This is a genomic window from Acinetobacter uliginosus (genome assembly GCF_044130295.1).
GTDB lineage: Bacteria > Pseudomonadota > Gammaproteobacteria > Pseudomonadales > Moraxellaceae > Acinetobacter.
Map to the genome: position 1 here is coordinate 1 of NZ_JBIQOC010000111.1, position 11,111 is coordinate 11,111.

Annotated in this window: 11 protein-coding genes; 9 read left to right on the top strand and 2 right to left on the bottom strand. The window is 44.7% G+C overall.

Annotated elements, in window-relative coordinates; all coding sequences use genetic code 11:
* Positions 1 to 121 precede the first annotated feature (121 nt).
* From ACE01T_RS16080 to ACE01T_RS16110, 7 genes are read left to right on the top strand one after another with little or no spacing between them, the layout of a single operon-like run.
* Positions 122 to 964, top strand: coding sequence for an ABC transporter substrate-binding protein (locus ACE01T_RS16080; protein ID WP_395519668.1), 843 nt, complete (start codon positions 122 to 124; stop codon positions 962 to 964).
* A 15-nt stretch (positions 965 to 979) separates the two neighbouring features.
* Positions 980 to 2,230 (top strand): MFS transporter, encoded by a 1,251-nt coding sequence (locus ACE01T_RS16085; RefSeq protein ID WP_180080949.1) that lies wholly within the window; start codon positions 980 to 982, stop codon positions 2,228 to 2,230.
* Positions 2,224 to 3,069 (top strand): ABC transporter permease, encoded by an 846-nt coding sequence (locus tag ACE01T_RS16090; protein ID WP_373456112.1) that lies wholly within the window; start codon positions 2,224 to 2,226, stop codon positions 3,067 to 3,069. The genes ACE01T_RS16085 and ACE01T_RS16090 overlap by 7 nt, the downstream gene beginning before the upstream one ends.
* A 2-nt stretch (positions 3,070 to 3,071) precedes the next feature.
* Entirely contained in the window at positions 3,072 to 3,884 is an 813-nt protein-coding gene (locus ACE01T_RS16095; RefSeq protein ID WP_395519669.1) for an ABC transporter permease, read from the top strand.
* 11 nt (positions 3,885 to 3,895) lie between these two features.
* A complete protein-coding gene (locus tag ACE01T_RS16100) occupies positions 3,896 to 4,981 on the top strand; it encodes an ABC transporter substrate-binding protein (protein WP_395519670.1) in 1,086 nt (361 codons plus the stop codon).
* Positions 4,947 to 5,780 carry an ABC transporter ATP-binding protein gene (locus ACE01T_RS16105; RefSeq protein ID WP_300045459.1) on the top strand — a complete coding sequence of 278 codons (834 nt, stop codon included), beginning with the start codon at positions 4,947 to 4,949 and terminating at the stop codon, positions 5,778 to 5,780. Before ACE01T_RS16100 ends, ACE01T_RS16105 begins: the two co-directional genes overlap by 35 nt.
* 22 nt (positions 5,781 to 5,802) lie before the next feature.
* On the top strand, positions 5,803 to 6,633 hold the full coding sequence (locus ACE01T_RS16110) for an ABC transporter permease (RefSeq protein WP_395519671.1): 831 nt from the start codon (positions 5,803 to 5,805) through the stop codon (positions 6,631 to 6,633).
* A 198-nt stretch (positions 6,634 to 6,831) separates the two neighbouring features.
* Here the strand turns inward: ACE01T_RS16110 and ACE01T_RS16115 are convergent, their stop codons facing one another.
* Positions 6,832 to 7,920, bottom strand: coding sequence for a sigma-54 interaction domain-containing protein (locus ACE01T_RS16115; RefSeq protein ID WP_395519672.1), 1,089 nt, complete (start codon positions 7,918 to 7,920; stop codon positions 6,832 to 6,834).
* 229 nt (positions 7,921 to 8,149) lie between these two features.
* On the opposite strand from ACE01T_RS16115, the gene ACE01T_RS16120 reads away from it, so the two are divergent.
* Positions 8,150 to 8,365 carry a TOBE domain-containing protein gene (locus ACE01T_RS16120; protein ID WP_086176493.1) on the top strand — a complete coding sequence of 72 codons (216 nt, stop codon included), beginning with the start codon at positions 8,150 to 8,152 and terminating at the stop codon, positions 8,363 to 8,365.
* 37 nt (positions 8,366 to 8,402) lie between these two features.
* Positions 8,403 to 9,230 carry an ABC transporter ATP-binding protein gene (locus ACE01T_RS16125; RefSeq protein WP_395519673.1) on the top strand — a complete coding sequence of 276 codons (828 nt, stop codon included), beginning with the start codon at positions 8,403 to 8,405 and terminating at the stop codon, positions 9,228 to 9,230.
* Between the two features lie 111 nt (positions 9,231 to 9,341).
* Here the strand turns inward: ACE01T_RS16125 and ACE01T_RS16130 are convergent, their stop codons facing one another.
* Positions 9,342 to 10,706 (bottom strand): LLM class flavin-dependent oxidoreductase, encoded by a 1,365-nt coding sequence (locus ACE01T_RS16130; protein WP_395519674.1) that lies wholly within the window; start codon positions 10,704 to 10,706, stop codon positions 9,342 to 9,344.
* Positions 10,707 to 11,111: the final 405 nt, after the last annotated feature.

Below are 11,111 nucleotides of genomic sequence, written 5' to 3' on the forward strand. Positions count from 1 at the left end.
AGGAATTATTTAGACCAATGATCAAAAACTTCATTGATGACTTTATTCTCGATAAAAATCATCTGCTACCACAGAGAATCTATAAATAATACTGCGTAAGTCCTAGAAAGATGGCATTGCAGTGAAATGGTTATTCTTTCCGGGTGCAGGACCTGCCACCAATGAAGCCTTAGCCAACGGTAAAGTCGATTTTGCTTTACATGGCGACTTGCCGTCATTGGTGGGTCGTTCAACGGGCCTTAAAACCAAGGTGCTATTTTCAACTGGCCGCTTTGGCCCAACCTATGTAGTAGTGCCTGCGAGTTCAAATGCCAAGTCATTTGCAGACTTAAAGGGCAAGAAGTTTTCAATCTTTAAAGGGACAAATCAACAGATCGTTTTTAACCGTGTCCTGGCTAAATATGGCTTTACTGAACGTGACTTACGTGTCATTTCACAAGACGCTTACTCTGCGCGTACCGCACTGGCCACCGGGGATATTGATGCTGCGATTACTTCACCCTTTAGTCTGGTTTCACGTGGGGTCGCCAAGAAGCTTATTGAAATTAAAGATCCAAAAGTTGCCCCACTGGCGCATTTCTGGGTAACTGAAAGTTTTGAAAAACAATATCCAGAAGTGACGCAGCGAGTCGTTACCACGCTGATCAAACAGGCAAAGTGGAGCTCGGAAGAAGCCAACCGTGTCACCCAGTATAAGCTGTGGTCACAAAGCGGTATACCACTGGTCGATTACCAAAAAACTTGGGATGGCTGGAACTTGAAAGACCGTACTTCGCCATTACTGGACGAGTTTCATCGTGCACAAATTGACAGCGCATTAAAAATTGCCAAAGACGCAAAACTCATCCGCCGCGATGTCGATACCAAAACCTGGTATGAGCCGAAGTACTTAAACAATGCCTTGAAAGAACTGAATTTACAGAACTATTGGCGTGCATTTAATGCCAATGGTCAGCCGAAATAATTCAGGAATGTGGTTATGAATCCGATTGAAAGCAATGTTGTCCTTAGCCCCCTGAGCGCAAAATTCATGGGCAGTTTTGTACTTTTGACCATTATTGCCGGTTTAGGCGTCGGTGTTGCCCGTATTTTGATTTCATTGTACGCCGTGCAGCTCGAAGCAACAGAGCTTCAGTTGGGACTGATTGCAGCAGCGCAAAGTGCAGGCATTCTGCTGATGGCGCTGCCGATTGGGGTCATGGTGCAGCGTCTCGGTTCACTGAAAGTTTTTAGTCTGGGTAGTGTGATGGGTGCAGCTTTGTATGCGCTCACCCCACTGCAGGAAAGTGCCTGGTATTTACTGGCATTGACAGCCTTGGTGAGCTTTGTCTTGCCGATGCGCTTTGTCTCGATTAATACCGTTTTCCTGAGCAATTTAAAGCGTCTTGGGCCAGCCAAAGCAGGCTGGTTCAGGGGTTCACACATGATGGGATTTTTCCTGATCGCCCCGGCTTTAACCGTCTTGCTGATTCAGCACTTTGGTTATAGCAGCAGTTTTTACTGTGTGGCCTTAATGTTTCTGGCCACGCTATTTTTTGCCCCGTTTTGCTTTCAGCAAGTACATCAGACTGCAGCCAATGCACCGCATTTTCAATGGCGAGATGTAGTTGCCCCACTGGCATTACTGAAAGCCCATGCTGCCTTGCGTATGGTCTGCGCTTTAGAGTTTTTAAGCAGTCTGGCCAATAACTTTTTTGGTTTTTTCATTGTCGTCATCGCCATTCAAAGCTTCTCCATGGCTGAATCGGCGGCAGTCATGTTGTTGACGACCCAAGGCCTGGTTTTTGTCGGTTCCTTATTTACCCTGGGCGGTTGGGCCGAACTGATTGGCTATCCGAAATTTTACTGGATCGGACTGAGCTTAATGGGCAGTGCCTTACTGATTTTAGCCATCACGCCGATTACATTCTGGATGTGGCCGGCATCGCTGATGCTGGGTCTTGGTTTGGGCATGCTGCACATTGCCAACCTTATGGCATTTGCCAGGGTGGGCGAACAAACCGCAATGGCAAAAATTTCACCGATTGTAGCGCTGGTTGGCCCAGCCGGTGGCTTGTTTGGCGGCTTTTTAGGGGCTGCATTGGGTGCCAGTGTAGGCTTACAAAACCTGTTTTTCCCGATTGGTCTGGCCTTTATCGGACTGATTTTATTGATCTCTCGTGATCAGGCATTTATCTCTTTTTTAAAGCCTGATGATTCACAACAACCAGCAGAAGGACAAGAATCATGAGCCTTACGAATGTAAGCACACATTCGGTACAGTGGCAAAGTTACCGTAGTGCATTTGAATTTTTTAAGAAATACCTGAAAGTAACCTTGCAATTGGCTTGTGGTCTGCTGCTACCGGTGTTGTTTTTGGCGGTGTGGCATGTGGCAACCGTGCAGCAGTGGTTGCCAGAGCAAATTTTGCCAGCGCCACAATTGGTGTGGACGACCACTGTTGAACTTTGGCAGTCTGGCGATTTGCAATTCCACTTTGCCACCAGTGCCAAACGTATTTTCTGGAGCGTGGCTTTAGGGGTGAGCGTAGGCTTAAGTTTGGGGATCTGGTTTGCATTATCACAGCGTGCGCAGCGTTTTGTCTTGCCAACGATTCAGCTCCTGACCCAGTTTCCAATTATTGGCTGGATTCCACTGCTGATGATTTTCTTGGGTATTGATGAAGCCTTGAAGATTGTCGCGATCTCATTAGCCGTGGTTTCACCGGTGCTGATCGCAACCTTTAAAGGCATTCAGCAAGTACCAAACCGTTTAATTGAAGTGGCACTGGTTTACCAGTTTTCTAAATTCCAGACTTTTTCCAAGGTGATTTTACCGGCAAGCCTCCCTGCGATTATTAGCGGTTTACGCCAAGGCGTGATGCAGGCGTGGCTGGCTCTAGTGTTTGTGGAATTACTGGCAAGCAGTGAAGGCATTGGCTTCCTCATGGTCTGGGGACGTCAATTGATGCAGATGGATATTATTTTCATGGGCATTATTTTAATTGGCATCACGGGTTTTGTTCTGGACAGTGGTTTGGCTGCTTTTGAACGTCTTGCTCGTTTTTATGCAACACGGGTAGGGGGTTAATCATGTCAGAACTCAGTCTTGAAAAATCAGCCATCCGTGTAAATTCAGCTGTGGAAAAAAGCATTAAAGTGCTGCAAGCCTTGATTTTACCTCTCATGTTTATTGCACTCTGGGCCGTGGCATCCGCTTTACAGTGGCTCGATCCTAAACTGATTCCATCACCACTCACGGTATTAACGGGTGCAATTCAGAGCTTTAGCCAAGCCGAATTTTGGCAGGGTTTTGTGGCGAGCTTAAGTCGTAATTTTGTCGGCTATGCCATTGGTGCAATACTCGGTGTTGCCTTTGGTGTGGCTTTAGGGACTACACGCTGGATCAACTGGTTATTTGCACCTGGTTTTAACGTATTGCGTCAGGTCTCACTGTTTGCCTGGTTACCGTTGATCTCGACCTTTTTAGGCTACGGCAATGGTGCAAAAATCCTGTTTATCAGCCTTTCGGTATTCTATCCCGTGGCGCTGCATAGCCTGGAAGGCGTGAGCAGTATCAATGCGAAATACAATGAAGTCGCAAGAGTCTATCAGTTTCCAAAACTGTATACCTACCGCAAGCTGATTTTACCGGCCGCCAGTCCACAAATTTTTGTCGGTCTGCAACTGGGCTTGATTTTCGCCTGGCTGGCAACCGTAGGTTCCGAATTTTTACTGGCCAATTATGGCGTTGGGCTGGGTAATCTGGTCATTCGTGGCCGTGAGCAGTTTAATGTGTCCTTGATTATTTTAGGCATGCTGAGCATTGGTTTTGTCGGGGTGATTTTAAACAGCATCCTTGTCCGCATAGAACGAAAAGTCCTGCGTTGGCAACAGCGCAGTTAGGAGAAATAACAATGAAAATACTCCCAAAATTTTGGCAAAAAGCGGTCTTGGCTGCCGTGATCGGTGCAAGTGTCGTTGCAGGCTGTAGCACACAACAGCTGGAAAAAAATCCTGCCGCAGCAGTGACGAATTTGCGTTACCAAAGTTATCCCGGTCTGGTGTCCTTGCCTGAACTGGCACAAGACTTGGGTTACCTGGGCAAAATTAAACTGGATTATGTCGGCACGGTACAGGGTGGTCCACAAGACCTGCTCACGCTGGTTGCAGGCGATGTCGATTTTGCCTCGGCCTTTAATGGTGCTGTGGTCAAAGTGATTGCTGCAGGTCTGGATGTCGTGCCAGTTGTTGCATCTTATGGCAGTGATGCGGAAATGAATGTGGGTTTCTATGTACTGGAAAATAGCCCGATTCGTAGCGCACGCGATTTTATTGGCAAAAAAGTCGCGGTAAATGCCTTTGGCGCACATTATGAATTTATCGTGAAAGATTATTTACTGCGTCATGGTTTAAGCGAAAAAGAAATCCGTGAGGTGGAGCTGATTGTCTTGCCGCCAATCAGTGCCGAGCAAGCCTTACGCAATGGGCAAATTGATATTGCCGTGTTCTCGGGCATTTTGGAAAAACGCGCATTAAAGAGCGGTGGGGTGCGTCCGGTGTTTAAAGATATTGAGCTTTATGGACCATTTACTGCCGGCAGTTATTCAATGCGCCGTGACTTTATTGAGCAAAATCCGGAGCTGGCCAAAACCTTTGTCAATGGTGTGGCACGTGCACAAGAGTGGCTACACAGCACACCAAAAGAACAAATTATTGCGCGTATGGAAAGCATTATTGATAAACGTCAGCGCAACGAAACCAAAGTCCTGATTCCGTTTTATACCGGAACCGGTGTACATGCAGTGGGGGGGGTGCAAAAAGACCAAGACTTCGCACCTTGGGTCAAGGCTTTGGTACAAGAGCAGAAATTAAAGCCGCATCAGCTCAATGTCAGCAGGTTGTACAGCAATGAATTTAATCCTTATGCAGCACAAAAAAAATTAAGATTAAAAAAGGAATATAACCATGACCAGTGCTTTAAATTTAGATCATGTGCGTAAGGTTTTTCCCGCACAAAATCATCCCAACAGTAAAAATTACAAACCTGAATTCGTGGCGGTTGAAGATGTCACTCTAGATATTCAGCAAGGTGAATTTGTTTCCATCGTGGGTCCTAGCGGCTGCGGTAAATCGACTTTACTTGACCTGATTGCCGGCCTGACCAAACCCTCTTCAGGGCAGATTTTACTCAGTGGCAAACAGATTACCCAACCGGGTCTGGATCGTGGCATTGTGTTTCAGCAATATGCGCTGTATCCCTGGCTGACCGCTTTAGAAAATATTGAATTTGGTCTGGAAGCTAAAGGTGTAGATAAAAAAACTCGCCGTGAGAAAGCGCAGTATTATCTGCAACTGGTGGGACTTTCTGGCTTTGAAAAGCATTATCCGAATGAACTTTCAGGCGGCATGAAACAGCGTGTCGCAATTGCACGCAGCCTCGCCTATGAACCTGAAATTTTATTGATGGATGAACCCTTTGCCGCACTGGATGCACAAACCCGTGAAACCCTGCAAGAAGAACTGATTAAAATCTGGCAAAGCTCGAAAAAAACCATTGTTTTCATTACCCACAGTATTGATGAAGCAATTTTCCTGAGCCAGCGCGTGGCAATTATGACTTCACACCCTGGACGCATTAAAGAAGTCATCGAGATTCCACCAAGTCTAAAAAGTAATGCCGAAGATATTCGCTCAACTGCGGAATATGGCCAATTACGTCATCAAATCTGGTCGCTTTTAAGCGAAGAAGTGATTAAGGCACAAGCACTCGAAAAAGATAAACAGCTTGCTCACGCATAAATAAAATTGAGGATTATTCATCATGTCATCGACTCAACAGGCGATTCCGCATAGCGAAGCCTTTAGCTCGTCCAAACCACGCCTGGAACTAAGCTGGCTGAACACCATTTTTAAACGCAGTATTGCCATCATATTATTTTTACTGCTTTGGGAAACCTTACCTCGAACAGGTGTGGTCAGTCCGGCATTTTTACCGCCATTATCTATCGTATTGGAAACGGCCTGGCAGCTTTATCAAAGTGGTCAATTGGGTACGCATTTCTTTGCCAGTATTCAGCGTTCAATCATTGGTTTTGCTCTGGCCTTAGCGATTGCCATTCCACTGGGTTTGGTGATCGGCTGGTACAAATTGGTTGCGGAAACCCTCAATCCATTACTGGAACTGTTTCGTAATACCACGGCGCTGGCTTTAATGCCGCTGTTCATTTTATTTTTAGGTATTGGCGAAGCCTCTAAAATCAGTTTGCTGGTCTATGCCTGCACCTGGCCAATTCTCTTAAATACCATTACCGGTGTACAAACGGTCGATCCGCTACTGATTAAATCTGCACGTACCATGGGTTTAAAACCCTATCAACTGTTCCGTAAAGTGATTTTACCCGCTTCTGTCCCGACCATATTTGTCGGTATCCGTCTGGCCGGTGCAATCTCGATCCTGGCTTTGGTGGCAGTAGAAATGTTTGGTGCCAAAGCCGGACTGGGTTATCTGATTATGTATTCACAGTTCAGTTTTGAAATTCCACAAATGTTCGTGGGAATTTTAGTGATTACCTTAGTCGGATTATCGTTTAATTATATTTTAATTGGCCTGGAAAAATATTTTACGGCCTGGAAACGTAATCCAGTCGAATAATAAAAAATAAAAAACATTAAAATAGACTTCTTTCATAATTATTCACACCCTCTTTTTATTTCTCCCATAGGGAGAAATAAAAAGGAATTTATAAAAGAAGACTAATAAAAAACCTCGATAAATAAATCGAGGTTTTTTATTATATGGTTAAAATTTAAATAGTAAAGTAAAAGCATAATAAAATAAATTGGTGGATATTTATAATAAGCCATATTTAATTAACCGGGTACGAATCACATTACGGGTCACGCCTAATAATTTGGCCGTATGTACCTGGTTATACTGACAGTATTGATAGGCACTGCGAATAAATTTTTCTTCAATCAGCTCATTGATATTGGTCTGTTTAAACTGTTCCGAAGACTGAAAAATACGCTGAAATGTCTGTTCCAAAAGTTGTCCTGCATCCTGAAGATCCTTAATTGTTCCATTCACTGAAGCAGTTGAAGCAAAGCTAAAAGATTCAGTTTTTTGGGCAATCGATTGAATACTGGAGAAAGTAATATCTTCCGGTTCAATTACGCCATTTTTACTGACTAAAACGGCATGCTGAATGGTATTTTCCAGCTCGCGGATATTGCCGGGCCAAGGGTGCAAAGTCAGCTTTTTGAGCGCCAGTTGACTGAGACGTAATGGGGTCGCATGCGGGTCGGTCTGGTAGACCTGAATAAAGTGTTTTGCCAGCGGCAGAATGTCATCACGACGCTCTGCAAGCTTTGGAATTCTGAGTAAAGCCACATGCAGGCGATAAAATAAATCTTCCCTGAAACGTCCGTCCTGTACGGCTTTTTCCAGATCGACATTAGTCGCGGCAATAATGCGAACATTGATTGGAATCGGCCTGAGCGAACCGACACGCACGATTTCGCGTTCCTGTAAAATTCGTAATAATTTGACTTGCATTGACAGCGATAAATCGCCAATTTCATCTAAAAATAAAGTGCCATTATGGGCTGCTTCAAACCAGCCCACACGGGTATGGATTGCACCGGTAAAAGCACCTTTTTCGTGTCCAAAAAGTTCACTTTCGACTAATGATTCGGTGAAAGCGCCACAGTTCACCGCCACAAACGGGCCTTTGGCGCGATGGCTGAGCTGATGAATCTGCCGGGCGACCAGTTCTTTGCCCGTGCCGGTGTCGCCAATAATCAACGCATTAGCTTCACTTGGTGCAATCTGTTCAATACGGGCAAGCAGCGCCTGTGATAAAGGATCTTCAAATACCATCGCCGTTGCACGCTTATGCTTCAGGGCAGAGGGTACATTGGGGTGGGTTAAAATAGACATGAGATTCTTATACTTGTTGAAAATGTTAATCATCATGAAATATTTAAAATGGAATGATAAATAATATATCGGTATTTGATTATCGCTTTCAGATATAAATTAAAGCTGGGATTCTTTATCTGTTTAAAAGATAAAAAAAATAGGGATAACTAAAGGATAAATCAAGATAAAGCAAATCAATAATCTGTTTTATATTAGAGATCTCTAAATAACAAAAGGCATAACTAAAATGGCAATTACTTCAGTAAATGTACGTAATCAGTTTAAAGGCATTATTCAAGAAGTATTAGAGGGTGACGTGGTTTCAGAAATAAATGTGGAAACCAAAGCCGGTCTGTTCACTTCAATTATCAGTACCCGTTCAGTCAAGGACCTGGACCTTAAAGTCGGTTCTGAAGTGGTGGTGTTGATCAAGTCGACGGAAGTGTCCCTGGCGAAGCTTTAATTCGCCATTGCCTCAAGCTTTACAGGAGAATTGAGAGATGACACAGCAAGCAACCGGCCATGTATCTATTCAGCAGCTCAGGAAAACCTATCCCACACAAAACAATGACGCTTTAACCGTGCTGGAGGATATCAATCTGGATATTCAGCCGGGTGAGTTCATCAGTATTGTCGGCAGCAGTGGCTGTGGTAAATCCACACTGTTACGCCTATTGGTGGGGCTGGAAAACAGCTATCAAGGGCAGATTCTGGTGGATGGCAAAAAGATTTTTGGCACCAGTTTACAACGCGGGATCGTGTTTCAGGACCACCGCCTTTTTCCCTGGCTAAGCGTGCGTGAAAATGTGCGTATTGCACTGCATCAGAGTAAGCTGACACGGGCTGAAGAAGACAAGCTGATTGATGAACATTTACAATTGGTCAATCTGACCAGTTTTGCCAATGCCTATCCATCCCAGCTTTCAGGTGGCATGAACCAGCGTGTGGCGATTGCCCGCAGTCTGGTGAACCGGCCGGAAATTTTATTTCTGGATGAGCCTTTTGGCGCACTGGATGCCTTGACCCGTCAGAACCTGCAGGACGAATTACAGCGGATTTGGCAGGCAGAAAAAATCACCATGGTGATTGTGACCCATGACGTAGAAGAAGCGGTATTTTTAGGGGATCGCGTGGTGGTGATGCAACCTCATCCGGGCCGGATTAAACGTATTGTTGATGTTCCTGTTGCCCATCCGCGTAAACGTGAAGATGTCCGTTTGCATAATATTAAAAATGACATTTTGACGGATTTTAGCGATCCGTTAAAAGACCAGTTACACCGCAATAAACCGGCAGCGAAATTTTCTGATTATCAATTTGCCTGGTAATCTTTTTTCCGCGTGATCCAAAAGCCTGCGTAAAGTGGGTTTTTTTATGTCGATTGAAAAGGATCAGACATAAAAAATCCCTCACGAATGAGGGATATTCAACTGTTGAAATTAAGACGCTTTCACCTGCTGAACTGCCAGCACATACTGGTTTTCTGGGCGTTTCAAACCTAAGTTTTCGCGTAAGGTTTTGCCTTCATATTCGGTACGGAACAGGCCGCGGCGTTGCAGTTCGGGGACCACCAAATCCACAAAGTCATCCAGGCTGGCTGGCGTGGTTGGCGGCAAAATGTTAAAGCCATCCGCCGCTTCGTTTTCAAACCAGGCCTGTAATTCATCGACCACTTGCTCTGGGGTGCCAATAATGGTCCAGTGCCCACGTGCACTTGCCACCCATTGATAAAGCTGGCGAATGGTAAAATTATTTTTACGTGCAATCTCCAGAATCAGCTGGTTGCGGCTAGCCCCATTCTCTATTTGTCCAATATGTTCAGGTAATGGCTGGTCCAGGTCAAACTGTGACAGGTCTTCGGTAAAACCACCCAGTTGCTGGATTAAAGACAGCCCCAAAGCCGGATGAATATAGCTGTTCAGCTCATCATATTTGGCCCGCGCTTCTTCCTCGGTTTTGCCGACAAAGATAGATACGCCCGGCATAATCTTCAGGTCATCCGCATGACGGCCATATTTGGCCAAACGGCCTTTCACATCATGGTAGAAAGCTTGGGCATCTTCAAGTTTTTGCTGGGCCGTGAATATCACTTCCGCAAATTTTGCCGCCAGTTCACGACCATCTTCCGATTGACCCGCCTGAACAATCACGGGATAACCTTGGGGTGGACGTGCCACATTCAATCCACCATGTACCGCGAGATGCTTGCCTTTAAAACGCGGTGGGTGAATTTTCTTGCCATCAAAGAATTGTCCTGTTTCTTTATTATATTCAAAGGCATCATCTTCCCAAGTATCCCAAAGTTTTTGTGCCACCTGGATAAATTCATCGGCACGTTCATAACGCTCTTTCGGGTGTGGAGCATCGCTTAAACCAAAATTTTTAGCCACAGGGATGCCCGCAGTCGTGACCACATTCCAGGCAGCACGGCCTTCGGATAAATGATCGAGTGAAGCAAACTTGCGTGCCAGGTTATAAGGCTCTTCATAAGTGGTCGATGCTGTAGCGATAAAGCCTATATGCTTGGTCACAGCTGCCAGGGCAGAAAACAGGGAAACAGGCTCAAGCCCCGCAGAGAAACCGCCGGTTAAACCCAGGTTCGGTGTGGTCTCCGGATCGACGGTCACGGGAACATCCGCCAGGAAATAGGCGTCAAATAAGCCGCGTTCAGCCGTTTTGGCCAGTTCTATAAAATAGTTTAAGTTGTGACTGTCTTGTGGACGAGCTTGCGGATGGCGCCAGCCGGCAACATGTTGTGATGTTGTGGGAATAAAGGCACCGAGTTTAATTTGACGCTTAGACATTGTTCTATCCTATGAAGTGTATTTTTCTCAATAGTGTCTATTTCAAGATGCATGCCATTTTAAAAATATAATTAAAACAATAATATAAAATACATAATATTTTTATGTGTTTAATGTTCAGCAGTAAAAAAGTTGCTTTGTTGCAAATGCAACAGTAGAAAAAATGCAGTACTTATATGAAATAAGGTCGATCTTCAAAAAAGAATACTTTGGGGCAAAGTAGTGATGAGAAAGATTAAAATGAGGTGAATTTCAAAATACATAAAAAATGCCCCGAAGGGCATTGGGGTAGTTCTTGAATTAAGAGCCTATCCAGTATTAATTTCATTCTTTTTTAGCACTTAAAAAAAGAATTTGTTAAAATTATTCAATGAGAAAACCATATCCCAGCGACATTAGTCGAGA

Excerpts from the sequence above, each read along its gene's own strand:
- ACE01T_RS16105 (WP_300045459.1), top strand. The coding sequence starts at position 4,947 with ATGACCAGTGCTTTAAATTTAGATCATGTGCGTAAGGTTTTTCCCGCA.
- ACE01T_RS16085 (WP_180080949.1), top strand. The coding sequence starts at position 980 with ATGAATCCGATTGAAAGCAATGTTGTCCTTAGCCCCCTGAGCGCAAAA.
- ACE01T_RS16120 (WP_086176493.1), top strand. The coding sequence starts at position 8,150 with ATGGCAATTACTTCAGTAAATGTACGTAATCAGTTTAAAGGCATTATT.
- ACE01T_RS16130 (WP_395519674.1), bottom strand. The coding sequence starts at position 10,706 with ATGTCTAAGCGTCAAATTAAACTCGGTGCCTTTATTCCCACAACATCA.
- ACE01T_RS16125 (WP_395519673.1), top strand. The coding sequence starts at position 8,403 with ATGACACAGCAAGCAACCGGCCATGTATCTATTCAGCAGCTCAGGAAA.
- ACE01T_RS16115 (WP_395519672.1), bottom strand. The coding sequence starts at position 7,920 with ATGTCTATTTTAACCCACCCCAATGTACCCTCTGCCCTGAAGCATAAG.
- ACE01T_RS16110 (WP_395519671.1), top strand. The coding sequence starts at position 5,803 with ATGTCATCGACTCAACAGGCGATTCCGCATAGCGAAGCCTTTAGCTCG.
- ACE01T_RS16100 (WP_395519670.1), top strand. The coding sequence starts at position 3,896 with ATGAAAATACTCCCAAAATTTTGGCAAAAAGCGGTCTTGGCTGCCGTG.
- ACE01T_RS16095 (WP_395519669.1), top strand. The coding sequence starts at position 3,072 with ATGTCAGAACTCAGTCTTGAAAAATCAGCCATCCGTGTAAATTCAGCT.